The following is a 25,663-nucleotide window of genomic DNA, read 5'->3' on the forward strand; positions in this document are numbered from 1 at the left end:
CAACCAGAGGGGTCCAGACAACCAGAGGGGTCAGCCCTTGACACGAGACAAAAGTAAAAAGGCAGAAAGCTAAAAAGGCGAAGTCCCAACCAGGCAGTTCGACACCGGTCGGGCGGAAAGGCTGCCCGAACGGGTCAACTGCGCAGCCCCGTTATACCCCCAAGAAAAAGGAGGCTGAAAATGATTGAACATCTACCGCAAGCAATGGCGAGTTTAAATGCCGCTTCAACTATGATTTCGTCTTTAATTGGACTTAGAGATTTTGCTAAGTACGCCACTCAACTGAACGAGTTGCACGGCCACATTATCAAGGCCAACACTACAATTATTTCCGAACAACAGAGTCATTTTGCGCTGTCGGCGAAAATACAAGAACTTGAAAAGGAATGTATGCGCCTGAAAGATTGGAGTGCAGAAAAAGAGCGATATTCCAGGCAGCAAATAGCCGATGGAGTTTTCGCATATGTTGAAAACGAACCTGTGGCCCCACTCCAAGAAAAACATAAGTTGTGTTGCGACTGCTTCGACAAAAACATTAAATCTACGCTTCAGCAAAAACAGATTATTGACCGAGGCTGGCATCTCCAACTGACATGTTCTAATGGATGCCAGCCGCTTGTATTTAGAGACTATAAAGACGTGCACTAAAAGGAGGCATACAATGGAACCGTATAAAAATCTTGGCAGAGACAAACAATAAGAGACAAACAATAAGGGTCACGTCTCCAAAATTCAAATTAGAAATTTGAGAGACAAACAATAAGGGTCACGTCTCCAAAATTCAAATTAGAAATTTGGAGATTTGCCCCCTTGAGCGCCTTTATAGTCGGAGTAAAATCATGAGTACACCTCTCGAAAACAAATCAACTTCAAAAGACATCCAGAAGCGGTTTGACAACGATGTTGACCGTTTCTCAAACCTCGAAACTGGCCAGGCCGCAACTATCGATGCTCCACTCGCAATGGAGTTGATTACCCAAGCTGCGGTTTCAGGCACAGTAAATATCCGAAGGGTACTTGATATAGGCTGTGGTGCTGGCAACAACACTCTCAAACTTCTTCAATCTGCTTCTCCCTTTGATTGTGACCTCATCGACTTGAGCCAACCCATGCTCGAAAGGGCTCCTCGACGAATTGAGTGGGTAGCCTGGGCCGGGTTGATGTAAGATAGGCCACCATCACTCAGCCTGGAGGTTAGTAATCGCTATGAATCCTGAAGATCTTTTTGGTGCTGCTCTTGGAATTGCCATCCCGTGGAAGGTTACCTCTGTTGACTTCAACAAGAAGTCAAGTCGTTTGGACATAACCATCGACTTCCAGCGGGGAGCCACCTTTCCCTGTCCGGTCTGCGGAACGTTGTCACCAGTCCATGACACCACGGAGAAAGAGTGGCGGCATCTGAATTTCTTCCAGTACGAAGCCTACCTTCATGCGCGTGTTCCACGGGTAAAGTGCCCTAACAGCGACTGCGGCGTGAAGTTGGTCCAGGTACCCTGGGCTCGCGCAGGCTCAGGATTTACGCTGCTGTTTGAGGCCCTGGCCATGACCATGGCTCGTGATTTGCCGGTGAAGGTCATGAGCAGGCTGTTTGCCGTTACCGATACCCGTCTATGGCGGTTGATTCAATCCTATGTCGAGAAGGCAAGGGCCGCAGAAGACTTCTCCGAGGTGAAGAGGGTCGGTGCGGATGAAACCTTTGCCGGGCGCAGTCATGACGAGAAATTCGTCACCTTCTTCTTCGACCTCGACATGCATAAGCTCTTGTTCGGCACGACGGGAAAGGACAACGAAACAGTCAAGAGCTTCGTCGCGGACCTTAAGTCACATGGCGGCGATCCTGATAGCATCACAGACGCTGCTATTGACATGTCCAAGGCATTCATAAAGGGTGTCAAAGAGCAGTTGCCCCATGCCGTGGTCACCTTCGATAAATTCCACGTCATCAAGCTTATGAACGATAAGCTTAGTAAGATAAGGGCTCAAGAAGCCAGGTTATTTCCTGAAATCCTGAAAAAGAGCAGAAACCTGTTCCTCAAAAATCCAGAGAACCTGACACCGGAAGAGGAACAGCGCCTGGATGCCATTATCACCAGTCAAAGCTTAAGGAGTACGGAAGCTTACATGCACAAGCTGAACCTTCAGAACGTCTATTTTGCTTCAAGCCGAACGGAGGCAGAAACCCTGTTGACCAAATGGCATCGGAAAGCCGCCGCAAGCTCAATCCAACTCATCAAGAACATGGCCGAATCTGTAAAAGAGCATTGGGATGGCATTCTGGCACATTTTGAAAGCGGCCTGACTAGCGGCTTCATTGAGGGCATCAACAGCCTAATTCAATCAGCCAAAACTCGGGCACGAGGCTATCGGAATCCTGACAACTTGATCTGCATGGCTTATCTGGTTGCAGGCAAGCTCAACCTAAAGTCGCTATTCCCTCTACCCACTTGATTCGTTGCAGAGCCCTCGAAAGGGCACATGCCCGGATTGCCGCAGTCAATTCAGGTGAAATCAGAATCTTTCATGGCGACTTTCGCACACTCGATTTACCGGACCAAGGATATGACGTCATCTTGGCTGCTGCCGTTTTACATCACTTGCGAGATGATCAAGACTGGGAAACGGCATTTCGCAAGATTTATAGGCTGACAGCCCCAGGTGGAAGCGTCTGGATAACAGATTTGGTGTCCCATGAAACTGAGCCGGTCCATAGCATGATGTGGGAACGATATGGAGAATATTTGAGTTCACTTGGAGGAGAAGAGTACAAAAATAAAGTATTTGCATACATCGACAAAGAAGACTCACCACGCCCAGTCACATATCAACTGGATTTACTTCGAAGCGTTGGGTTTGACCATGTGGAGCTATTACATAAAAACTCGTGCTTTGCGGCCTTTGGGGCTGTCAAATGTGGCTAACCAAGAAGGAAGCAGAGGGATCAACCTTTGACACAGGACATTTCGGTAAAAATAAGTGTTTAAGAGCAGCTGTTTGTCTCATGTCAAAGGCTGCCCTCTTAGGTTTTCCAGGGCTGCCCTCTTAGGCTTTCATTGTGCCTTAAATCAGCAGTATTGACCAGATGGAGTGGATAATGGAATATCAAGTAGGACAACCTGGGCGGATCATCGTCGCCCGCTTCAATGATGGCGATGATGTGCTGGGTGGCCTGGAGACGATTGCCCGCCGGGAAAACCTGCGGGCCGCCTGTTTCAGCATGGTCGGCGGAATCAGAAAAGGGGGCTACGTGGTCGGCCCCGAAACCGAGGCGATGCCGCCGGTGCCGGTTTGGCGCGAACTGACCGAAAGCCACGAGGCGACCGGCTTCGGCACGATCTTCTGGCATGGGGACCAGCCCAAGGTCCATTTTCACGGCGCCTACGCCAAGCACGACTGCGTCAGGGCCGGTTGCCTGCGCCGCGACAGCGAGGCCTTCCTGGTGCTGGAAGTCGTCATTACCGAGATACTCGGCGTCGATGCGACCCGCGAACTTGACCAGGAATCGGGAATGGTGCTGCTGCGTCTGGCTTCGAAGAGGTAAGGGAAAGGCTGACGCCGACCGCGGTAATGCTGCACGGACGGGTCAACTGCGGCCCCGCTGAACAAAAGAAAAGCCTTGGAAGGAAGAGAGATGAATGATTTCCCTGAGTTCATGAAGCATCCCCTCAACAAAATCCCAACCGCTTCCCAACACACCGAGGAGATTGAAGGATATGTCTTTGATGGTGCGGACGGGAGCCAAGTCGCTTTCTGGAAATGCTGCACGCAGCGTGTGTCGCAAGAACACACTCATGATTACGATGAATACCTGGCTGTGCTTCAAGGGCAGTACACCCTGATTATTGACCAGCAGCGAATCTCTCTTGGTGTGGGACAAGAATATTTTATTCCGAAAGGAATAGCCCATGCGGGCGAAGGCTTAGCGGGAACACGCACAGTTCATTGCTTTGGTGGCAAACGCATTCCAAGAGAAAAGCAGGACTGAAAATCTTCGGAAGAACAAAGGGAATTGTGAACGCATAACCCTTTGTATAAGGAATTAATATGACACTGTGGAAAACCCAGCCAACATTGGATCAAATCAAAGAGAGATCCAAAAACTCATTGATCGATCATCTCGGCATTGAATACCTGGAGATTGGCGACGATTATCTGAAAGCCAGGATGCCGGTTGATCACAGAACAAAACAGCCGGCAGGCATACTCCATGGCGGGGCTTCGGTGGTCCTGGCCGAAACCCTGGGAAGTGTCGCGGCAACATTATGCGTAGACAGGGAAAAGAAGAGTATTGTCGGGCTCGAAATAAACGCAAATCACATACGACCGGTCAGCGTTGTCCGGTTTGGTTTTTGCTTACGTCCCGTAGGGACAGAATACTGGTAGCCGGGGAATTCATTCCCCGGTCATCCAGGCGAAATATCATCACGTCACGTACGTGACGTGGGGAAATATAGCATCTCATCCGGGGGATGAATCCCCCGGCTACATTCAAACGCCCCTAATGGGGCTTAACAACCTTGATGCACAAACCAAACCGGACAACGCTGACGACCGGTAAACGATGGGTGGGTAACAGGCGTAACGAAACCGATCCATGTGGGAAATACGACTCAAATATGGGAAATCAGGATTTATAACGAACAGGACAAACTCGTTTGTGTTTCACGGCTGACTGTAGCAAACATTGACATATAGGGAATATTTGGCCCCGTGAAGTGCGGGGCAAGATGGGGGAGACATTGGTAAAGTCATGTTCGCGATGGAAAAGTGCATCGATGCCTTCTTTCTTACGGAGCTAAAAGGCCTTGATCAGTAAAGCACTCAAGACAATCTGCATACTATTTCTCCTCTTCAGTGCAGCGCCCGTCCACGCGGAGCCGCCTGCCAAAGAGGTACTCGCCGAGATCAACCTTGCCCGCACCAATCCGCAGGCCTATGCCGGATTTATCAGGAAATTCCGCCGGCAGTTCCGGGGAAAGAACTATCGTCTCGGCAACTCCCCTACCCTCGTACAAACGACGGAAGGGGTAAAGGCGGTCGACGAGGCGATCCGCTTCCTCTCCCGCCAGAAGCCGCTCCCTCCACTCAGCTGGTCGGATGGGCTGGCCGCGGCGTCGGCAGAGCTCGCCGGCGAACAGGAAGCGTCCGGTGCGATCGGCCACGAGGGTAAAAGCGGCGGCATGCGCGAGCGGATTGAGCGGGAAGGGGAATGGCAAGGGGAGATCGGCGAAAATATCGGCTACGGCCCGGCAGAAGCCAGGCTTATGGTGATGCAGCTCATCATCGACGACGGGGTGCCGGGACGGGGGCACCGGAAGAACACCTTTCGCAGGGCCTTCGGTAAGGCCGGCGTCGCCTGCGGTCCCCATCCACGCTTCGGGAACATGTGCGTCATCGACTTTGCGGGTGGTTTTTGGGGGAAAAGTAAATAGAGCGCAGTTTGTTATACTTACCCAACAGGGAAGGATACTTTATGCGCTCGATCCTGCTGCTCTGCTCATTATGCCTTTTTATTTCGATGGATGCTGTCGAGCTCAACGCCGGGGTATTCAGCGAAGGCGACCTCGTGCAGGTCAATTTCGGCCCATACATCTATCACTACAGCTCCAATCCCAAGCGTAATCCCTACCCCTGGTTCACCGGCGTGGAATGGGAGTCGTCATCGCGCTGGGAACTCGGGGGCGCGGTCTTCAGTAATTCCTACTACCAGCCCTGCGGCTATTTGTACGGCGGCAAGCGCTTCATTCACGGTTCGCCGGATGAGAATCTGTTCCTCAAGCTAACCGTCGGAGCGATAATCGGGTACTTTCCCCCATACGAGAACAAGATCCCGGTGAATCTGGACGGTATCGGACTTGGCGTCGTTCCTGCGGTCGGCTACAAGTACAAGCGCACCACAATCCAGATCGTCATCCTGAGCACATCGGCTCTGATGCTGAACCTCGGCTATGATCTCTGGAAGTAAGAAACAGGGGTTGAAAGTGATCCCATACCAGAACATCATTCGCCTAAGCAGATAAACTTGCCAATAAGCTCAAAACCAGCCTACCAAGCACCTCGACTATAAATTGTTTCCATCGGTATTTATATTCGTTGACTTTACCGAAATTTGTATTTACATTTCAGTAAATACAATAGGAATTCTCGATGGAATCCATCTGGGATGAACAGAAAAATATGAGCAACAAGGCAAAGCATGGGGTAAGCTTCGAAACTGCCGCCCTGGTCTTTGACGATCCGTTACATCTCAGCATGCTGGACAGAATCGAAGGTGGCGAAGAACGCTGGCAGACCATGGGCATGGTTGGCAACGTCGTTGTACTTTTGGTAGCCCATACCTTCATCGAGGACGATGGCGAGGAAGTCGCCCGCATCATCTCAGCGCGTAAGGCAACCAGGAAAGAGAGGAAATGCTATGAGCAAGGTCACAAAGAAACGGGCCGCTGAACTGGCGGCGCTGGCAGCATTACCGGATGAAGAGATCGACACCACCGACATTCCAGAGACGGATAATTGGGACGCTGCAGTGGTTGGCCGTTTTTACCGTCCCGTCAAACAAACCGTCACCATCCGCCTCGATGCCGATGTGGTTGACTGGCTCAAAAAAGAGGGCAAAGGGTACCAGACCCGCGTCAACAAGATCCTCCGCACAGCGATGGAGAAGAAAAGAGACAAAAAAGCTGCCTAAAGCTATTTTTTGATCGTTCAGTTTCAATGATTCTCAAACAGGGGAGATAACATGAGTTTATGGGAAAAAGCCGTAGCGGAATTTATCGACGTTATCGAATGGACTGACGATTCAAGCGATACAATGGTCTGGAGGTTTCCGAGGTTTGAAAATGAGATCAAGTATGGCGCACAGCTGACCGTCCGGCAATCACAGGTCGCTGTTTTTGTGAACATGGGACAGATTGCCGATGTGTTTACATCCGGCCAGCATCGGCTGACAACCAAAAACCTCCCTGTCCTTACCACCCTCCTGGGCTGGAAATACGGATTTCAAAGCCCTTTCAAAGCCGAAGTTTATTTTATAAACACCAGGAATTTTACCAACCTCAAATGGGGAACAAAAAACCCTGTCATACTCCGCGACCCGGAATTCGGACCCGTGCGGCTGAGATCATTCGGAACGTATGTTGTCAGGGTCAGCGAACCGGCAAAATTCATAAAAGAAATAGTGGGAACAGGCGGACATTTCACACTTAACGACGTATCCGAACAGCTGAAGAACCTGATTGTAACCAGATTCTCGGATATGCTCGGGGAAAGTAAAATCCCGGTCCTTGACCTGGCCGCCAATTATAATGAACTGTCGGCTTACCTGACCGGAAAAATTGCCCCTGAATTTCTGGAATACGGCCTTGAAATGACAAAACTTCTGGTTGAGAATATTTCCCTCCCCCAGGAAGTTGAAGAGGCACTGGATAAAAAAAGCAGCATGGGAATTATCGGCAACCTGGATAACTTCCTGAAGTTCCAGAGCGCAAATGCCTTGGAAGCCGCAGCAAATAATCCGGGCGGGGATGCCTCGGCTGGAATAGGCATGGGAATGGGTTTTGCCATGGCGAGCCAGCTGGGAAAGATGGTGACCAACCCGCAGGAACCGTCGCACAGCGCACCGCCGCCTCCCCCCCTGCCCCGCGAAGAAACGGATATCAAGTATTATGTTGGGAAAAATGGCAAGCAGGCAGGCCCTTTTGATATAGATACAATCACCGGTTACATAAAAAAAGGAGCCATAACAAAAGAAACCCTCATGTGGAAGGAAGGCATGGACGCATGGAAGATAGCCGCATTATTCGGTGAATTTGAAACGTTGTTCAAGTCGACACCTCCACCGTTGCCGGAATAATGGACTCCCACAATTTGCACAACCATAAGTTATCTTTGGGGTATTTTTCCCATAAATTCGGAACCCACAGGAGACAACGTGGCTAATTGCTGCAACTGTTCGGCACCCCTGCCGCCTAACTCGATACAATGCGATTATTGCGGAAGCCGAAATGATACCGACCTTAAAGGGGTTCACTACTATACGACCCATGAAACTGAATCGGAACGCATCTGCCCAAGGTGCAATATCAGGCTGAGGACCATTGATCTGAAGATAGACGGCAGGTTTTTGATCGAACGATGCGATGAATGCCTGGGGCTCTTTTTTGATCCGGGGGAACTGGAAGCGCTTCTGGAAGCAACGGTCTCCAACGTATTTACCATCAACAGAAGCCAGCTGGACAATATCAACAGCATGAGAGCCCATGACTACGGTGTATCCTACATCAAATGCCCGATTTGCTTGAAAATGATGAACCGCGTCAATTTCGGGACAAAGAGCGGTGTCATTGTCGATCGCTGTAAAGAACACGGCGTATGGCTCGACGGTGGTGAACTCAGGCACCTTTTCGAATGGATGAAAGCCGGCGGAAAACTCCTTCAGCAGGAACGGCAGGAACAGCTCAAAAAAGATGAAGCAGCAGAGCAAGAACGGCAACAACGCAAAAAATACGCACAATCTGCTTCGGGCGGGGATTATACGGAGTATTCCGGTTTCGATATGTACGGAAGTACCTTAAGGAATGCAGATCCTGATCTCTTTGAAATTGTAAAAGATGCGATCAGATTTTTCACAAAATAGCGCTTCAAAACGAACTCGCCGCAATAGGTTCACAGCAGAATTATTATCGCGAGGAAAATCGACATGCCCACAGACAGTAAATTGCGGACTTTCAAGGTTTTCGACAGCCATTTCCATATTATCGACAAGCGTTTTCCCCTGGTTCCAAACAACGGCTACTTGCCCGATGATTTTACCTGTGAAGATTATCTGGAACGCACCAAAAGCGTGAACCTGACCGGCGGGGCAATCGTCTCGGGCTCCTTCCAAGCCCTGGACCAGTCCTATTTGATAGACGCGCTGCAAAAGCTCGGCCCCGGTTTTGTCGGGGTGACCCAGTTGCCGGCCTCGGTCAGCGACGAGGAGGTGTTGAGGCTGAACGAGCTGGGGGTGCGGGCAGTCCGCTTTAATCTCAAGCGTGGCGGTTCAGAAAAGGTTGAGAATCTCGAAGGGCTGGCGATGCGGATCTACGACCTTGCTCGTTGGCATGTGGAATTGTACGTCGACTCCAGGGATCTCCCCGATCTGCATGACACCCTCGACAGACTCCCCGCTGTCAGCATCGACCATCTGGGACTGTCCAAAGACGGCTTCACCACCCTCCTCTCCCTGGTCGAGCGTGGTGTGCGCGTCAAAGCAACCGGTTACAGCCGCGTGGATTTTGAGGTGAAGGGGGCATTGAGGGAAATCTGCGCCGTCAATCAGGACGCGCTGATGTTCGGCACCGACCTCCCCTCCACCCGTGCCCCCAGGCCCTACACGGATGATGATCTGCTCCTGACCGTCGAGGCCTTGGGCGAAGAGACGGCAAGAAAGGTCCTTTATGAAAATGCCGTTGCCTTCTACCGCCCAAAGCAGCTGAGTTAATCCTCAGCCGGGTGAAAACTTCCCCTCATACCCGCGCCGGCGGCGTTAAATGGTTCTGTCTGCATTTCTTTCATGCTACAATGCCGGCATACCAATTCCAGACAGAGAAGGGAGCATTACCATGGGCATCAAGGGAACGCAGACGGGAAAAAACATCCTCACGGCATTTTGCGGCGAAAGCCAGGCGCGCAACCGCTATACGTATTTTGCAGCCAAGGCAAAGGCGGAAGGCTTTGTCCAGATAGCGGACATATTCGAGGAGACGGCCAACCAGGAGAGGGAGCACGCCAAGCGGCTCTTCAAGCTACTTGAAGGTGGCGCGGTGGAGATTACCGCTGCATTTCCGGCCGGGGTGATCGGTTCGACCATAGATAACCTCAAGGAGGCGGCAGGCGGCGAGCACTATGAGCATACGGAGATGTACCCCGGTTTTGCCAAGGTGGCCGGGGAAGAAGGGTTCCCCCAGATCGCCGCTGTTTTCACGGCCATTGCCGTGGCGGAAAAGCAGCACGAAAAACGTTACCTTGAGCTGAAGGCCAACATCGAGATCAACCGCGTATTCAAGCGGGAAGCGCCTGTGGTCTGGCGCTGCCGCAACTGCGGTTATCTTCACGAAGGGGCCGAAGCCCCGGCAAAATGCCCGGCATGCGACCATGCACAGGCCCACTTCGAGCTGCTCGGGGAAAACTGGTAGGCGCCGATTCCCCTGTCAACCGATTATGCAGGAACGGAGGGGCGCGACTATCCATATCCAGCGGATATGCGCGTCCCTCTTGCACTTTCCCGTTGCCGCTTCTGGCCGCCGTGACCTCAACCGTTGAAAACTGCTCAAGCAAATCGTAATATGAATTGGCACGTCTATATCATTCAATGTTCTGACGACTCGCTCTACACGGGTATCACCACCGATGTCGAAAGGCGCCTGCGACAGCATGCCGATGGGCAGGGAGCGAAGTATTTTCGCAGTCGTCGGCCAAGTCGATTGGTGTATCTGGAAAGCGGCCACACGCGGAGTAGCGCAGGCAAGAGAGAAATGGAAATAAAGCGCATGAAACGCGCCGACAAATGCCTCCTGGCCGCCACCTCCGCCGATATGCAGACGACCGGCCAATAGTCGTTGACAGGAAAAGGACACAGAGGATAAGCTGCCAATACCAGCCGGAGCAGGCTGGCACCACCACGGGGGGGGAATTATGGGCATCACTCTTTTGGACATGCTGCTCGATGCCGGGCTGATTAACAGGGAACAGTTCGACGAAGCCCTGAAAAACCGGGTCTTGTACGGAGGGAAGATCGGCACAAGCCTGATCGAACTGGGCTATGTCCGGGAGGACGACCTCGCCCGGTTCCTGAGCAAGAAGCTGGCCGTTCCCTTTATCGACGCAGACCGTCTCCTGACGATCCCCCCTGAGATCATCCGGTTGATTCCCCGCAATATCGCCCTTACCTACGGGGTAATCCCTATCCATCGCGACAAGAAGCGCCTCTTCCTGGTCATGTCCGATCCCGCCGACCTGAAAGCCATCGACGAGATTTCCTTCATTACCGGATTCATCATCAATCCGGTCACAGCCCCGGAGGTGCGGCTCGTCCAGGCGCTGGGGAAATACTATGACTACGAGGTCGATCGCCGCTACGCGCAGATCATCAGGCGGATAGAAGAGGAAAAGCCGACAGCGAAGCCGACGACCACTGTTCCACGTCCCGCTCCGGCAAGGATGGAAACGCCATATGTCCCGGCATCAGCCACGTCAAACTCCCCGACTTTTACAAAAATCAATGAAGATGAACTGGAAGAGGTCGAGATTATCGATCATGAAGAATGGGTCAATCGGGTCGGTCATTACTCCATCGACAATGTCTCCCAAACCCTTGCCAAGGTCGGGGATCGGGAGGAAATCGCCGGCATCCTCATCGGTTACCTGGGCCAGGAATTCGAACGGGTAGCCCTGTTTGTGATCAGGGGGGATGCGGCCTTCGGCTGGAAAGGGGTATACCGAGGAGAAACGATCGGGGATTTCGATAAACTGGTCATCCCTTTCATCGATCAGTCGGTGCTCAAGACCGTGGCAGACGGTATGGGTTACTATCTCGGCGCGATTCCCGATACCCCGGAGAACGACCTGATGATAAACGCCATGGGGGGAGAAAAGCCCAAAGCAGCGTTACTTCTCCCCCTCGTCGTCTCGGGGCGGGTGGTTATGATCCTCTACGTGGAAGGTGGAGAAACGGACCTCGGAGAACGATTCGTCGAACTGCACCGGCTGCTGGCAAAGGCCGTGCTCGCCTTCGAAATCCTGATTTTCCGCGAAAAGATCCTCATGCTTTAATCAACCTGCGTGCCGTGCTCAACGTTTTTTGTACCTTCATGACATAGCAAAGGCCCGTCAAACAGGCCTTTTCTTTTAGTTCGCTTGCAACATCCTATTCACACCTCTTTCCCACTTTTATCTCCTGCCATTGGCTCCGATAAACAGGCTCAACAGGAAGCTGACGATACTGAAGACGAGCGCAGCTATAAAGGCCCGCCCGAAGCCTGCAACATGAAATCCGCGAACAAGGTGGGACGCAAGGTAAAAGAGGAAGGCGTTGATGAAGAGGGTGAAAATGCCGAGGGTGAGGACCGTCACCGGCAGGGTGAGAAATATGAGCACCGGCCGGAGGAAGGCGTTGAGCAATCCCAGGACAACGGCAGCGGCAAAGACGGTCATCCAGTTATCGAGGGTGACCCCCGAAACAACATGGGCAACCACGAGGAGTGCCGTGCTGTTTATAATCCATTTGATGATGAGCTGTTTCACTGTCTCCTCCTCAAGTCCACGATCAACATCGCCTGAAACGATGCTGCGCTTGCTTCTTTAAACATACCACAACTGCGAAGAATGCGACAAGGCCGGTGATTTGGCCCACCGCCACGAGACCCTCCAACAGCACATGCAGGGCATGTGCGTCGGCATTGCGTACATTTACAAAGCTTAGCGCTGTATGGTCCGCAGTCAATGTGAGTCACCCTACAAAATATGAACTGCCCTCCGACTTGCCCCCCCTCCTCTTCCTGTTATTATTACGAAATACTTAGCCCGATTGCAAATGGCAGCGAGAGCGATGAATTGCAGTATCGGTAACCGGACAAAGGAGAACCCCATGCAGTTTGAGTTGCGTCTTCGGGAAAGCGAGGAGCTGTTTCATATACAGGTGGAGGGGGTGAAGGACTACGCGGTTTTCATGCTCGATACTCAGGGAAATGTCCTGAATTGGAATGCGGGCGCTGAGCGCTTGAAGGGTTATCGGGACGAGGAGATTATCGGTAAACATTTCTCCTGTTTCTATACCGAAGAGGAGCGGGCTGCCGGCAAGCCCGGAGAAGAACTCAAAAAAGCCGCGGCCGAGGGGCGGGTTGCAGATGAGGGGTGGCGGATCCGCAAGGACGGGAGCCGGTTCTGGGCCGATGTGATAATAACGGCGCTCCACGATGAAAACGGGAACCTGCGGGGGTTCTCAATAGTGACGCGCGACAACACCGAACGAAAAAAGACGGAAGATGCCCTGCGTTTCAGCGAAGAACGTTATCGGGCCTTGTTTCGCGACAACCCGACCATGATCGTTACCCTCGATACCAAGTGGAAGATGCTCTCGGTCAATCCATTTTGCGCAAGCCAATTGGGCTACACGACAAATGAACTGGAAGGTCAATCGGTACTGAATCTGTTCCATGAAGACGACCGCCCTGCCGTGACCGAGCAGCTACAGATGTGTTTGCGGAACCCAGATCAGGTGTATCACTGGCAGTTTCGCAAGATCCGCAAAGACGGGAGCCTGCTCTGGGTGGAGGAAACAGCGCAGGCGGTGTATGACCTGGGCGGCGCGCTCAACGTCCTGGTAGTCAGTCAGGACATCACCGAGCGCAAGCGGGCAGAAGAGGAACAGGAACAACTGCTGGTGCAACTCGACGCTGTCCTGAACAGCATCAACGAAGGAGTTATCATCTCCGACCTCGAGGGCAACGTGCTGACAATGAACCCGTCGGCACTGGCCATCCACGAATATGAAAATGTCGAGCAGGTCCGGCGGCAGCTGCACCTGTACCAGGAGACCTTCGAACTGTCCGACCTTGATGGACACCCGGTGCCGTTCGAACAATGGCCACAGGCCCGCGCGCTCCGCGGCGAACGGTTTGCCGACTACGAGGTGAGCGTCCGACGCAAGGATACGGATAAATCGTGGATCGGCAGCTATAGCGGCACACCTGTGCAGACCAAGTCGGGTGACATCATCCTCTCCGTCGTCACGTTGCGCGACATCACCGAGCGCAAACGAGTGGAGGAGGCGCTACGGGAATCGGAGAACAAGTTCTCCAAGGTCTTCCAAACGACGCCGAGCATCCTCGTCATAACGTCCCTGGCAGACGGGAGGTACCTGGAGGTCAACGAGGCCTTCGAACGGGTGATGGGCTACCGCCGCGACGAGGTGATCGGCCGTACTTCGATGGAGCTCCACATCTGGCAGAACCCGGAAGATCGGGCCATTGTACTCCGGATGCTCGCTGAAGGAAAGAAAGTACATGACATGGAGATCGGCTTAAGGAACAAATCGGGAACCATTCTAGTCGGCCTCTATTCGACGGAGATCATCGAAATCGGCGCGGAACAATGTCTGTTGAACGTGTTGAACGACATCACCGCCCGCAAGAAGGCGGAAGAAGAGCTGCGCCACAGCGAGGAGCGCTATCGCCGTCTCTACAACGATACCCCGGTCATGCTCCATTCCATCGATCATGACGGGCGGTTGGTCAGCGTCAGCAATTACTGGCTCGAAACTCTCGGCTATGAGAGAAGCGAGGTGCTCGGCCGGCTATCCACGGAATTTCTCACGGCGGCATCCCGTTACTACGCCACCGAGTTTGTTCTTCCCGAATATTACCGGACCGGCTCCTGTAAGGAAGTGCCGTACCAGATGGTGAAGAAGAACGGCGAGATCCTGGACGTCCTCCTTTCCGCCATAGCGGAACGGGACAGCGAGGGGAAGGTCGTCCGCTCGCTCGCCGTCATAGTTGATGTGACCGATCGCAAGCAGGCGGATGAGGAGATCGAACGGCTGAACACCGACCTGGCGGCACGGGCCGCCGAGCTGGAGGCCGCCAACCGGGAACTGGAGGCGTTCAACTACACGGTTGCCCACGATCTGCGCAAGCCGTTGACCGTGGTAAACGGCTATTGCCAGGCAATCCAGGAGCTGTGTGGCGACAAACTCGGCGAGCAGTGCAAGGGTTTCCTCCGGGAGGCTTACGACGGCACCTGGCGCATGAACCGACTTATCGATGCCCTGCTCAACTTCTCTCGCCTGGCCCACGTTGAGACGCGCCGGGAAACGGTTGATTTCTCCGCCATGGCGCATGAGGTTGCCGCGGAGCTGAAGCTGGCCGAGCCGAAGCGCCGGGTCACGTTTCTTATCGCCGACGGGGTTAGTGCCGACGGGGATGCCGCCCTCTTGCGGGTGGTCCTGGATAACCTCCTCGGCAACGCCTGGAAGTACTCCGGCATGCGGGAGGAGACGGTCATTGAGTTCAGCGCGACGGAGATCGACGGGATGCCGGTTTATTTCGTCCGGGACAACGGAGTCGGTTTTAACAAGGCGGACGCGGACAAACTCTTTGTCCCATTCCAGCGCCTCCCCGGCGCCGAAGAATGCAAAGGTTTCGGTATCGGTCTGGCCACGGTGGAGAAGATCATCCGGCGCCATGGCGGGAAGGTCTGGGCCAAGGGGGAGCCGGGCAATGGGGCGACCTTCTATTTTACGTTGAGCGGTGACAAAACCATCTGACAAACATCATACGGTCGTTAGTGGGGCGGCGAGCAGCAAGAATAGGAAGAGAGGTGCCGATTTCCTCATCAAGGCCGCGGATGAAGCCCTTTACCGGGCAAAAGAAAACGGCCGCAACCGCGTCCGCCCTTTAGCGTCCCCCTCTCCTCCCAGGGGGGATTCTGGGAACATGCATGATAAGTACAGTCCCTTCCCATGCAATACCGCACGCATCAGCTCCCGAAAGCGCTCATCGTCGCGACATCATCACCATTTTCATACTGTGATTCCGTCCAGTCTGCGAATCCCTTCTTCCCGGGCGATTGCCACCGCTTCCTCGAATTCACCGCTGGTTATCCTCCTGTTCATCGACGGGTGCTCAGAGGCCTTGAAGCAGGGGCGGTACTGGTCCATGATGTTGACGTAGGTGTCGGGAGATATCTCCCGGGCGATAAATTCCATTACCTGGCGGGTGCCGGCGAGTCCGGCAGGCAAGACCAGGTGCCGGACGAGGAGGCCGCGTACGGCAATCCCCCTTTCGTCCATGACCAGGTCCCCTACCTGGCGATGCATCTCCTTCAGGGCCTCTTTGGCTGTTACGACATAGTGGGGGATGCCGGAGAGCAGAAGTGCCGTCGCACTGTCGCCGTATTTGAAGTCGGGCATGTAGATGTCGAAGATACCGTCGAGAAGGCGCAGAGTTGCCGGCTCTTCATAGCCGCCGCAGTTGTAGACGAGAGGGATGTTGAGCCCCCGATCGATGGCGTACGGCAGCGCCGTAAGGATCTGAGCGGCCTGGTGGGAGGGGGTAACGAAATTGATGTTGTGGCATCCCTGGCGCCAGAGTGACAACATCATCTCCCCCAGTTCGTCAACCTGCACCTCACGTCCCTCCCCCAGGTGGCTGATATCGTAGTTCTGGCAGAAGACGCACTTCATGTTGCAGTAGGTAAGGAAGATGGTGCCGCTGCCGTGCACCCCCACGAGGGGGCGCTCCTCGCCGAAATGTGGGCCATAACTGGAAACCATTGGTAGTGCCCCGACCCGGCACACCCCTTTTTCTCCTTCGAGACGGTTGACATGGCAGTGCCACGGGCAGAGGGTACAGTCGGCAAGGATTTCCAGGAAGGCCTCGACACGCCTGGCGAGCTCACCGCTCTTGTGAAGACGGATGTAACTTGGCTCAATTGTCGGTTCTTTCTGCGGAGAAGGACTCATGTCGACATTATCCTAGCTCATCGAGCAGCGCTCCGAGCGCATCAGCCCTGGTCACCGACGGCCGACAGGCACCCTTGGCACAGACGTAGGCGGTGGGGAGGCCGCCGACAGTCGGGGACTCTCCACCTTCGCCTCCATAACGGAGGGCCAGATTCGGAATGAAACGGCGGTGGACGGCATCAAGCATCCCCCCCAACTCTTCCCTATTTCCCGCAAGGGTAACCGTCACCTCCGGCCCCAGGTGATAGTCAGAGGCTGAGAGGAAATTGAGGGAGGCGAGCGGCTGCCGGGTGACATCCCCCATGAAGGTCCGGACAACGGCCTCGCCCGACTCAAGGAACCGGCCATCACCGGTAATCCGACCAAGGCGGAACAGGTCAAAGGCAGCCACGCTGTTGCCTGATGGAAGGACTCCGTCACGGGCGCTCTGCCGTATCACGGGGAGTTGTTCGCTGTCGAGGCCGGTTTCATAGAGCCCGCCCTTTCCGCTGTGGAAGAGGCGTAGCATCTCGTCGGCCAGGAAACGTGCGCTGTCGAGGAATTCAGGCTCAAGGGTCACCTGGTGAAGTTCGATGAGCCCCCAGACAAAAAAGGCATAATCATCGAGGAAGGCGGGTACGGAGGCCTCTCCCAAATGGAAACTGCGCATGAGCCTGCCGCCGGGGGAGGTCAGTCTTGTTCCGATAAAGGCTGCGGCCCGCTTCGCTGCCGCCAGGAAGCGCTCCTCGCCGGAAAGGGCGTACCCCCTCGCCAAGGCAGCGATCATGAGGCCGTTCCAGGCGGTAAGCACTTTTTCGTCCCGGAACGGACGGATACGGTTTCCCCTCACCTTGAGGAGCGTATGCCGCCATCGTTCCAAGTCGGCGGTGAGCACCTCGGTGAGTATCGCCTCCCTGGCCGCAAAGGTCTCAGGGGGAACGGGGAGATGGAGGATGTTCCGCCCCTCGAAATTTCCCTTTTCGGTGACGTCGAAGAGCCGGCAGAAAACCTGCGCTTCGTCATGACCGATGGCGGCCGCGATTTCGGCCGGCGTCCAGATGTAGTAGTTCCCCTCCTCCCCCTCCGTGTCGGCGTCCTGCCCGGCAAAGAAGCCCCCCTCCGGTGAGGTCATCTCCCCGAGCACGTAGGCGAAAACCTCTTCCGCCACCTGCCGGTAAAAGGGAACAGCGGTCGCCTGGAAGGCATCCAGATACCCAATGGCTATGAGGGCCTGATCGTAGAGCATTTTTTCGAAGTGGGGGACAAGCCACTGCCGGTCGACGGCGTAGCGGTGGAAGCCGAAACCGATTTGGTCGTATATCCCACCCTGGCGGAGCATGCGGAGGGTATGCTCCACCATGGCAAGAGATGCGCCATTGCCGCTCCTCTTCCAGAAGCGGAGAAGAAAGGTGAGGTAAAGGGGCATGGGGAACTTGGGAACGTTACCGAACCCTCCCCACAGGTCGTCGTACATCTCCGTCAACTGCTGGTAGGCGTTTTGCACCAACACCATGTCAGGCAGGCTGCCGGGATGAGGCTGAAAATGGTGGGTCAGGGCCTCGATGGTGACATCTGAATCTTGCTCCAGTTTCTGCCGCTCCGTGCGCCAGAGTTCGGCCACCCTTTCAAGGATCTGAATGATCCCCGGCATCCCCATGCGCGGCGTTCGTGGCATGTACGTGGCGGCAAAGAACGGCTTTTTCTCGGGGGTCATGAAGATGTTGAGAGGCCAGCCGCCGCTGCCGGTCATCATCTGTGCCACAGCCATGTACTGCTCGTCGATGTCCGGCCGCTCCTCCCGGTCCACCTTGATGCAGATAAAAAAGCGATTGAATACCGCGGCTACTTCACGGTCTTCGAACGCCTCGTGCTCCATGACGTGACACCAGTGGCAGGTGGCATAGCCGATGGAAAGGAAAATCGGTTTGTCATCGGCAGCTGCCTTTGCAAAGGCATCCTCCCCCCAGGGGTACCAGTCGACCGGATTAGTGGCATGCTGGAGGAGATAGGGGCTCATGGCGAAGATCAGACGGTTGAACTCCGGTCCACCGTCGGACGGCAGGGTGCTTTTGTCGAGCTCGATCAGGCGCTTGATGCGTACGTTTTCGTCCTTCAGATCATTGCCGCTCATGTTTCCCCCGGCCGGCGCCGCCCGCAACATCTAGCGACAATTTTAGCCGATAATTACTGGCTCCTCGACGAATTGAGTGGGTAGCCTGGGCCGGGTTGATGTAAGATAGGCCACCATCACTCAGCCTGGAGGTTAGTAATCGCTATGAATCCTGAAGATCTTTTTGGTGCTGCTCTTGGAATTGCCATCCCGTGGAAGGTTACCTCTGTTGACTTCAACAAGAAGTCAAGTCGTTTGGACATAACCATCGACTTCCAGCGGGGAGCCACCTTTCCCTGTCCGGTCTGCGGAACGTTGTCACCAGTCCATGACACCACGGAGAAAGAGTGGCGGCATCTGAATTTCTTCCAGTACGAAGCCTACCTTCATGCGCGTGTTCCACGGGTAAAGTGCCCTAACAGCGACTGCGGCGTGAAGTTGGTCCAGGTACCCTGGGCTCGCGCAGGCTCAGGATTTACGCTGCTGTTTGAGGCCCTGGCCATGACCATGGCTCGTGATTTGCCGGTGAAGGTCATGAGCAGGCTGTTTGCCGTTACCGATACCCGTCTATGGCGGTTGATTCAATCCTATGTCGAGAAGGCAAGGGCCGCAGAAGACTTCTCCGAGGTGAAGAGGGTCGGTGCGGATGAAACCTTTGCCGGGCGCAGTCATGACGAGAAATTCGTCACCTTCTTCTTCGACCTCGACATGCATAAGCTCTTGTTCGGCACGACGGGAAAGGACAACGAAACAGTCAAGAGCTTCGTCGCGGACCTTAAGTCACATGGCGGCGATCCTGATAGCATCACAGACGCTGCTATTGACATGTCCAAGGCATTCATAAAGGGTGTCAAAGAGCAGTTGCCCCATGCCGTGGTCACCTTCGATAAATTCCACGTCATCAAGCTTATGAACGATAAGCTTAGTAAGATAAGGGCTCAAGAAGCCAGGTTATTTCCTGAAATCCTGAAAAAGAGCAGAAACCTGTTCCTCAAAAATCCAGAGAACCTGACACCGGAAGAGGAACAGCGCCTGGATGCCATTATCACCAGTCAAAGCTTAAGGAGTACGGAAGCTTACATGCACAAGCTGAACCTTCAGAACGTCTATTTTGCTTCAAGCCGAACGGAGGCAGAAACCCTGTTGACCAAATGGCATCGGAAAGCCGCCGCAAGCTCAATCCAACTCATCAAGAACATGGCCGAATCTGTAAAAGAGCATTGGGATGGCATTCTGGCACATTTTGAAAGCGGCCTGACTAGCGGCTTCATTGAGGGCATCAACAGCCTAATTCAATCAGCCAAAACTCGGGCACGAGGCTATCGGAATCCTGACAACTTGATCTGCATGGCTTATCTGGTTGCAGGCAAGCTCAACCTAAAGTCGCTATTCCCTCTACCCACTTGATTCGTTGCAGAGCCTAATTACTTGCCTCCAACCATCGCAATTATACCGCAAAAACAATCGGTGCAAATCATGGGAATTTCAAACAGATAACAACGTGTGGGAGATCAATCAACAGACTTGAGGCAGCGACGCAAAGAGCTTACAGAAGGAACCTTATACGCTTATTACTGTCCCAATTTTCCACTCATTTCATAATTCACACTTAAACCATTTTCCTGCTTGACTAAACCACCTATTCTGTCAGCAGTCTCCTCCATCAATATATCGAGTAAAACCTTCTTTTTCTTCGGAGGAGTGATAACATGCGGCTCGCCTTTAATCCCAGCCAACTTCCCTGCCTCCTCTATGGCATCCTGCATTGTGCCGAGATTGTCGACTAGTTTAAGTGCAAGTGCCTGCTCACCAGAGTATATGCGTCCATCGGCCAGCGTTTTCACCTGTTCCAGAGGTAACTTTCTCCCCTCGGCAACTGCTTTAACAAACTGACCGTGAGTGCTGTCAATTACACCTTGCAGCATGGCCTTATCCTCTACCGACATGGTCCGGACCGGTGATCCAACGTCTTTATATTTACCAGTCTTAATGGTAAAGGCCTTCATTCCGATTTTATCCATCAGTCCTTCGATATTTGAGAACTTCATCAAGACGCCGATACTGCCGGTGATGGTCCCTGGATTCGCAAATATCTTCGTCGCAGGCGCGGCTATATAATAACCGCCTGAAGCGGCAACGCTCCCCATGGATACCACTACTTTCTTCTTCAAGGCCAGTTTTTTTACGGCATCATAAATCTCTTGTGATGGCCCCACTACACCGCCTGGTGACTCAATACGTAAAACAACCGCCTTGACGTTTTCGTTCTTTTTGAAATCAAACAACTGCTTTACCGTTTCTTGAGAGTCAAGGATAATTCCCTTCACCTCAACAAGACCAATACCCTCTTTCCCAACAAAATCCGTCTTCTCCCCCGTAATGGTGGTAGCAATGTATAGCGACGCCACAAAGAAGATAAATATCAACATGACGACAGCCAATCCGAACAAGAGCCATTTAATTTTCATAATTGCACCACTATTTCCTTGCCATTTAAACCAGCAATATCATAACTTGTAAATTAATATTAAAAATAGAGCGAAAAAGTAAATTCATCACAATCAATCATGAAAATCCTTATTTTCTCAGATTCCCATGGCAATTATCCACTGGCAATCAAGGCGCTGGATAACGCTGGTCAGGTTGACCAGGTCATTCACCTCGGCGATGGAGCGGATGACGCCCAAATTATCGAAGATCTTTTGCGACAAAAGGTCATCACCGTTGCTGGTAATTGCGACTTCAAGACGTCCATACCGAGAGACATCCAAATAACGATCGACCATATGAAGTTATTTATTACGCACGGTCACAAGTATAATGTCAAAATGGGACTTAAGCAACTTTACAACAAAGCAATTGCTGAACAAACATCAATAGTGCTCTATGGACACACCCATATTGCAGCTATTGAGACAATAAATAACATAACATTCATAAATCCAGGCTGCCTAAGTCAAAGCTGCACCTTTACCAGTTATGCCATCCTCAGTATTATTTCCGGGAAAGTATCTGCAGAAATTGTGGAAATACGCTAGGAATTAGAGAAAGTCTTTTATATATTTTCTCAGCAGCCACAACCACAGTTGTGACAGACCCTACGATTATGATCTTCCGGCGGGACTGTTTCTGGTGCAAATGCTATTCGATTGACAGCCCTTTTAATATCTTCCATCAGATCAAGGTTCGGACTTTTATCAATGATGTGACCTACACACAGATTTGTAAAGCCATCTGAAGGCGATGAAATCCGCACAGCATTAAGAACGTCCGTATAACTATTTATATCAATAACCATCTGTTCGTTATCCGCACGTATGAGACTGATGCCGAATCTTGCAAGATCATCTGCCAGCTCAATTAAAAACAACTCGAATTTTGAGCTGAATTGATCCACGCGCCAATCAGGTCTCACGTGATTTTGACGGTAAAAGGTGATCACCATGTTTTTTCCAGCCATCAATAGAAACCTCTTAACATTTAAAGTATGTACTTCGTAGTATCAATTATTTAACCGGCAGCCTTTCTTTGCATGGAGCTGAAAATCATATCCAGCACCGCCTTCTGCTTCGCTTCATATTTATTCAGTACTGCAAGACAAGTCCCCATGGGAAAGTGCTCGTGCAGATAATCGGCATCACGTCCTGACAGTATTACTATTCTATTTTTATCGATCCCGGCTTCTGTTGCATATTTGAATATTTTAGTGCCGTCGAGCATCGGCATCTCCAGATCAACCAACAATAGATCGATCTTTTTTTTCTTCATGGCACTCAAAGCCTTTAACGGATTTGTACACGTTTCAACATCCAGAAGCGGATAGAATTCCCTTATATAACTGCTTAGAAAATTTAAGAAAGCTGCGTCATCATCAATTATCAATATTTTCCCCATCACGACCTCAACCTGCTAAATATATTCCCGAAACTCTCAACGTCTATTACTTCAACACCCTCGTTGCGACATTCAACACTTGTATAGGTACATGAAGGTCAAGCAACTTGGCAACCTTCAGGTTGACAATAAGATCAATTTTTTTTGGGGTGCTTATAGCCATATGTGCCGGTTTTTTGCCTGCGAGTATTTTTGCTGCATAATCACCTGCAATCTGACCCTGCTCCAAAGAGTTGATTTCCAAGGCAACGAGCGCTCCTTTATCTGAAGCATCCGGCACATGGGATATAACAGGTATTTTACTCTCGTTTGTCCTACGTATTATTTTTTCAAAACTGCGACTTACCGGCGTGCTTTCCGATAAATATAGCCAATCCACACGAGATGAGAGCAAAGAACTCAATGCATTGTCAAGCATGGTCGTAGAAGATACGTTCATCTCTACAACAGCAAAACCCATTTGAGCTCCGATGCGCTTGAGTTCCTTCAACTGAACAACGGAACCAATTTCTCTGGAATTGTATAAAACACCGAGGGTTCTGATCGGTTTGACTTCCTGAGCGGCTTTTATCAACGTGACCATGGGTACTTTCGAGCTGACCCCGGTAAAGTTCCCGCCCGGCACTGTCATACTTCTTGTTATACCAGTTTCCACAGGCCCGTAGACATCGACAAATACTATGGGAATACTATCAGACTCGCGCATGGCTGCCAGCGTTACCGGAGCACCGTAAGTAATGATAATATCAGCACCTATTGCATTAAATTTTCTAATTGTGTTGGCCCAGGAAATTGGGTCAGGGTTTGGAGTCTGAGTAATAATCTCGATATTGCTTTGATCATAGCCTTTCTGAGCAAGTGTCCTGATAAAAGCCTTATGAGCTTCTCTGTAGCGAGGGAGGTCGCTTGTTAAAACAGCAGCAACGAGCTTTCTTGCAGCATGGGTCGGTGCAGCAACTGTCATTACAAGCAAAATAAGTATTAAATAACAATAAAATTTCAACGGCATGTCGCCAGCTCCGTAACAGGTAATACTACCATTTTGTGCTCACATAAGCCGTTACAATATGTACAGTTCCGTCAAATAACGAAGAATATTTATCATTATAATCTTTCAGCTGATATTCAAGAGAACAGGTCAGGTTCTTGGTTAAATGATAATTCCCACGGGCCGAGAAGGAAGTCTCAACCGTCTTCAGGTGTGATATATCTTTAATCCCCGTGGTATTGTCATTGGGGGTAAACGATTTAATCTCCGGATTAAACTCTGAAAGCGAGAACACCTGTTGCAATGTCAGGGATATGTCCGATTTATCCGAATATTGATAAGCCGTATTTAACGAGTAGAACTGGGCCTTTGACGTGTAATTGGAAGCGGCTTCACTGCCAGCCCCTACTATTGTAAACAACACAGCTTGATCAGTGCTGCTATGTAAATATCCATAATTGGCACTGACAGTGAGCTTTTCAACCGGGACAAACCAGAAGCCCGCAGTAACATTATCAGTTGCCTTATCCCGCGATAAAAGGTGAGAAAATAGTGCATATTTTAGAGGGTCTATCGAGACGATAGTTCTTCTCTCAATTTGGTCATTGCTCTCCCGGATGCTCCGATAGTTTGCCGTCACTCCCCATCGACCAGTCATGTTATAGTTGGTTAGCAGTTCGCCTTCGTGCTTATTTGCAAATGAGGTGCCATAGGAAGGATGGTCCGTTGTGGTGTAGTTGTAACGGGCGCTTAGTCTGAGCCCTTTCAGCGGTCGGATGAGCAATGCAAGAGTCCCCCGGTGGGTATCCTGGGTTTCATTTAAAAACCAGTTCAGTCTTTCATCGCTGTTAGAAGGCAAATCACGATGCAGGAACTCTCCCTTATATTCGCCCTTAATCGTAACAAGATTGTTCGGTCTGAGCGACAACGTGGCTACTATCACATCCTTCTCCGTGCTGATGGAAGGTCTGACAGCCAGCGTGTTCTGCACAAAAAAACTGTTGGTAATAAAGGCCGGGCTGTTATTATCCACTTCCTGCCGCCGGTACTTCAGTCCCAGGGAGAATTCTTTGAAAGGTGTATAGACAAAGTCACCAGCCACATTGTGTAGATTAACCGATGCCTGCTCTGCGCCTTTTGTATCGCTAAGCGTCGAGAGATTATCCCTTTTGCCGTACGTATAAGAAGCAGCTCCAACAATACCGCCGGCCAGTGATGTGTGCAACTTGACCGTCTGGGCAAGATATCGGCTGCCCGGATCTTCGTTGTGTTCCTGCAAACCGCCGGTTCTATCAAGAACACCCTGGACATTATTACGTGGGGCAAAATCATCCCGAAGCTGAGCGGCATTATTCACAAACTGCCGGATCTGGAAGTTATATATCAGATCAACTGGGCCGAGGTGCGTGTCGAAACCGAGATTCCCCTCATGGGTCTCACGGTTTACAGATCTTGACCTCGCAAAAAAGTTGTTCTCGGGGCCTTCAAAAGCAATATCGGCAAAGCGCAGTTGACTAGCTCCCTCTTTTACCATACGCCAGTAACCGAGATTCATGTGCAAAGGAAAGTCATGAAGCTTATAGCGAAAGCTTGCCAGGTCCTGTTCTGCTCTAACCCCGTATTTGGTTAAGGAATCATCCTGATGTGGGATATAATCCGCCAAGGCACCGCGAAGATCCGCCCGCCCCAGTTGAAATGGCGTATCAAACAGCTTTTCACCAGCCAGATTGTGAAACAACGATTCGGTACGCATGTGAACACGATATTCTCCCCCATAGTCGAAGAGCATATCGCCATGGTAATCCTTATCGTTTAATATGGCACCGTCAAGCGCGAATTTAAGATCTTGTCCAAGACTGTTAAAATACCCGCCACCAATAAGCCCCGAATGAAGGTAGTCATATTGCGCAGCACGTCCTCCATAATTGTCGACTGATAAAAATCTGTAACCGGTAAAACCACCCAGAATAGTATGGGTTTCAACCTTTTTAACCGCCGCACTTTCTTCTTCGAGCTGAATGCCCTCTCCTAATTCGCTGCTGTTTTCAGCATTATCATCATTGTTTAATGGTTTTACACCTGGCGATATGTTCTGGTTTTCTGCAGCTAATGTTAATGTGGCTGTCAAATTCAACAGGAACATTGTCACAACAATCAGGCACGTCATACGGATCAGATTAGTCACCCGCAATCTCCT

The 25,663-nt window shown here is 51.8% G+C and carries 29 protein-coding genes; 21 read left to right on the forward strand and 8 right to left on the reverse strand.

The genetic code is table 11. From position 1 onward, the window contains the following. The first annotated feature begins 180 nt into the window (after positions 1 to 180). The 18 genes from GURA_RS11510 to GURA_RS11585 all read left to right on the forward strand — a co-directional run bounded on the left by GURA_RS11510 (position 181) and on the right by GURA_RS11585 (position 11,808). Entirely contained in the window at positions 181 to 648 is a 468-nt protein-coding gene (locus GURA_RS11510) for a hypothetical protein (RefSeq protein ID WP_011939142.1), read from the forward strand. 191 nt (positions 649 to 839) lie between these two features. Continuing rightward, a complete protein-coding gene (locus GURA_RS11515) occupies positions 840 to 1,166 on the forward strand; it encodes a class I SAM-dependent methyltransferase (RefSeq protein WP_198134466.1) in 327 nt (108 codons plus the stop codon). Positions 1,167 to 1,206: 40 nt separating this feature from the next. Then, on the forward strand, positions 1,207 to 2,448 hold the full coding sequence (locus GURA_RS11520) for an ISL3-like element ISGur7 family transposase (RefSeq protein WP_011937052.1): 1,242 nt from the start codon (positions 1,207 to 1,209) through the stop codon (positions 2,446 to 2,448). Beyond that, the gene (locus tag GURA_RS23450; RefSeq protein WP_198134467.1) at positions 2,445 to 2,918 is read left to right on the forward strand and encodes a class I SAM-dependent methyltransferase; all 474 of its coding nucleotides are present in this window, start codon (positions 2,445 to 2,447) and stop codon (positions 2,916 to 2,918) included. Before GURA_RS11520 ends, GURA_RS23450 begins: the two co-directional genes overlap by 4 nt. Before the next feature lie 173 nt (positions 2,919 to 3,091). Beyond that, the gene (locus tag GURA_RS11525) at positions 3,092 to 3,538 is read left to right on the forward strand and encodes a PPC domain-containing DNA-binding protein (protein ID WP_011939143.1); all 447 of its coding nucleotides are present in this window, start codon (positions 3,092 to 3,094) and stop codon (positions 3,536 to 3,538) included. A 90-nt stretch (positions 3,539 to 3,628) separates the two neighbouring features. Continuing rightward, entirely contained in the window at positions 3,629 to 3,982 is a 354-nt protein-coding gene (locus tag GURA_RS11530) for a cupin domain-containing protein (protein ID WP_011939144.1), read from the forward strand. A 59-nt stretch (positions 3,983 to 4,041) separates the two neighbouring features. Continuing rightward, positions 4,042 to 4,380, forward strand: coding sequence for a hotdog fold thioesterase (locus GURA_RS11535; RefSeq protein WP_049818914.1), 339 nt, complete (start codon positions 4,042 to 4,044; stop codon positions 4,378 to 4,380). A gap of 213 nt (positions 4,381 to 4,593) precedes the next feature. Beyond that, complete coding sequence (locus tag GURA_RS25345; protein ID WP_232278901.1) at positions 4,594 to 4,692, forward strand: hotdog family protein; 99 nt, start codon at positions 4,594 to 4,596, stop codon at positions 4,690 to 4,692. 110 nt (positions 4,693 to 4,802) lie between these two features. Beyond that, positions 4,803 to 5,429: a CAP domain-containing protein gene (locus tag GURA_RS11540; protein WP_011939145.1), complete on the forward strand. Its 627-nt coding sequence runs from the start codon at positions 4,803 to 4,805 to the stop codon at positions 5,427 to 5,429. Between the two features lie 41 nt (positions 5,430 to 5,470). Then, complete coding sequence (locus GURA_RS11545; RefSeq protein WP_011939146.1) at positions 5,471 to 5,962, forward strand: hypothetical protein; 492 nt, start codon at positions 5,471 to 5,473, stop codon at positions 5,960 to 5,962. A 182-nt stretch (positions 5,963 to 6,144) separates the two neighbouring features. After that, entirely contained in the window at positions 6,145 to 6,444 is a 300-nt protein-coding gene (locus GURA_RS11550; RefSeq protein ID WP_011939147.1) for a BrnT family toxin, read from the forward strand. After that, a complete protein-coding gene (locus tag GURA_RS11555; protein WP_011939148.1) occupies positions 6,413 to 6,685 on the forward strand; it encodes a BrnA antitoxin family protein in 273 nt (90 codons plus the stop codon). Before GURA_RS11550 ends, GURA_RS11555 begins: the two co-directional genes overlap by 32 nt. 51 nt (positions 6,686 to 6,736) lie before the next feature. Further along, entirely contained in the window at positions 6,737 to 7,849 is a 1,113-nt protein-coding gene (locus GURA_RS11560; RefSeq protein WP_011939149.1) for an SPFH domain-containing protein, read from the forward strand. A 78-nt stretch (positions 7,850 to 7,927) separates the two neighbouring features. Continuing rightward, complete coding sequence (locus GURA_RS11565) at positions 7,928 to 8,632, forward strand: zf-TFIIB domain-containing protein (protein WP_011939150.1); 705 nt, start codon at positions 7,928 to 7,930, stop codon at positions 8,630 to 8,632. Positions 8,633 to 8,695: 63 nt separating this feature from the next. Beyond that, positions 8,696 to 9,478: an amidohydrolase family protein gene (locus GURA_RS11570; RefSeq protein ID WP_011939151.1), complete on the forward strand. Its 783-nt coding sequence runs from the start codon at positions 8,696 to 8,698 to the stop codon at positions 9,476 to 9,478. A gap of 121 nt (positions 9,479 to 9,599) precedes the next feature. Further along, a complete protein-coding gene (gene rbr, locus GURA_RS11575; RefSeq protein ID WP_011939152.1) occupies positions 9,600 to 10,172 on the forward strand; it encodes a rubrerythrin in 573 nt (190 codons plus the stop codon). Positions 10,173 to 10,322: 150 nt separating this feature from the next. Continuing rightward, positions 10,323 to 10,592 carry a GIY-YIG nuclease family protein gene (locus GURA_RS11580; RefSeq protein WP_011939153.1) on the forward strand — a complete coding sequence of 90 codons (270 nt, stop codon included), beginning with the start codon at positions 10,323 to 10,325 and terminating at the stop codon, positions 10,590 to 10,592. 79 nt (positions 10,593 to 10,671) lie between these two features. After that, positions 10,672 to 11,808, forward strand: coding sequence for a GspE/PulE/PilB domain-containing protein (locus tag GURA_RS11585; RefSeq protein ID WP_011939154.1), 1,137 nt, complete (start codon positions 10,672 to 10,674; stop codon positions 11,806 to 11,808). A 117-nt stretch (positions 11,809 to 11,925) separates the two neighbouring features. Here GURA_RS11585 and GURA_RS11590 read toward each other — a convergent pair whose 3' ends face one another. After that, a complete protein-coding gene (locus GURA_RS11590) occupies positions 11,926 to 12,279 on the reverse strand; it encodes a phage holin family protein (RefSeq protein WP_011939155.1) in 354 nt (117 codons plus the stop codon). Positions 12,280 to 12,622: 343 nt separating this feature from the next. Between GURA_RS11590 and GURA_RS22830 the strand changes: the two genes are divergently transcribed. After that, a complete protein-coding gene (locus tag GURA_RS22830) occupies positions 12,623 to 15,298 on the forward strand; it encodes a PAS domain S-box protein (RefSeq protein ID WP_011939156.1) in 2,676 nt (891 codons plus the stop codon). 255 nt (positions 15,299 to 15,553) lie between these two features. Here the strand turns inward: GURA_RS22830 and GURA_RS11600 are convergent, their stop codons facing one another. Then, positions 15,554 to 16,495 carry a radical SAM protein gene (locus GURA_RS11600; RefSeq protein WP_011939157.1) on the reverse strand — a complete coding sequence of 314 codons (942 nt, stop codon included), beginning with the start codon at positions 16,493 to 16,495 and terminating at the stop codon, positions 15,554 to 15,556. 7 nt (positions 16,496 to 16,502) lie between these two features. Beyond that, positions 16,503 to 18,605 (reverse strand): thioredoxin domain-containing protein, encoded by a 2,103-nt coding sequence (locus tag GURA_RS11605; RefSeq protein ID WP_011939158.1) that lies wholly within the window; start codon positions 18,603 to 18,605, stop codon positions 16,503 to 16,505. A 144-nt stretch (positions 18,606 to 18,749) separates the two neighbouring features. On the opposite strand from GURA_RS11605, the gene GURA_RS11610 reads away from it, so the two are divergent. Then, the gene (locus GURA_RS11610) at positions 18,750 to 19,991 is read left to right on the forward strand and encodes an ISL3-like element ISGur7 family transposase (protein WP_011937052.1); all 1,242 of its coding nucleotides are present in this window, start codon (positions 18,750 to 18,752) and stop codon (positions 19,989 to 19,991) included. Positions 19,992 to 20,155: 164 nt separating this feature from the next. On the opposite strand, the gene sppA is transcribed toward GURA_RS11610, so the two are convergent. Beyond that, positions 20,156 to 21,052 carry a signal peptide peptidase SppA gene (gene sppA, locus GURA_RS11615; protein WP_011939159.1) on the reverse strand — a complete coding sequence of 299 codons (897 nt, stop codon included), beginning with the start codon at positions 21,050 to 21,052 and terminating at the stop codon, positions 20,156 to 20,158. Between the two features lie 99 nt (positions 21,053 to 21,151). On the opposite strand from sppA, the gene GURA_RS11620 reads away from it, so the two are divergent. After that, the gene (locus GURA_RS11620) at positions 21,152 to 21,622 is read left to right on the forward strand and encodes a metallophosphoesterase family protein (protein WP_011939160.1); all 471 of its coding nucleotides are present in this window, start codon (positions 21,152 to 21,154) and stop codon (positions 21,620 to 21,622) included. 29 nt (positions 21,623 to 21,651) lie between these two features. Here the strand turns inward: GURA_RS11620 and GURA_RS11625 are convergent, their stop codons facing one another. The 4 genes from GURA_RS11625 to GURA_RS11640 are packed head-to-tail and all read right to left on the reverse strand — an operon-like array spanning position 21,652 to position 25,651. After that, positions 21,652 to 22,044 (reverse strand): hypothetical protein, encoded by a 393-nt coding sequence (locus GURA_RS11625; RefSeq protein WP_011939161.1) that lies wholly within the window; start codon positions 22,042 to 22,044, stop codon positions 21,652 to 21,654. A 50-nt stretch (positions 22,045 to 22,094) separates the two neighbouring features. Next, entirely contained in the window at positions 22,095 to 22,478 is a 384-nt protein-coding gene (locus GURA_RS11630; RefSeq protein ID WP_011939162.1) for a response regulator, read from the reverse strand. A 46-nt stretch (positions 22,479 to 22,524) separates the two neighbouring features. Further along, positions 22,525 to 23,487, reverse strand: coding sequence for an ABC transporter substrate-binding protein (locus GURA_RS11635; RefSeq protein ID WP_011939163.1), 963 nt, complete (start codon positions 23,485 to 23,487; stop codon positions 22,525 to 22,527). Positions 23,488 to 23,512: 25 nt separating this feature from the next. Next, entirely contained in the window at positions 23,513 to 25,651 is a 2,139-nt protein-coding gene (locus GURA_RS11640; RefSeq protein ID WP_011939164.1) for a hypothetical protein, read from the reverse strand. Positions 25,652 to 25,663 lie beyond the last annotated feature (12 nt).

The organism is Geotalea uraniireducens Rf4 (assembly GCF_000016745.1).
GTDB classification, from domain to species: Bacteria; Desulfobacterota; Desulfuromonadia; order Geobacterales; family Geobacteraceae; genus Geotalea; species Geotalea uraniireducens.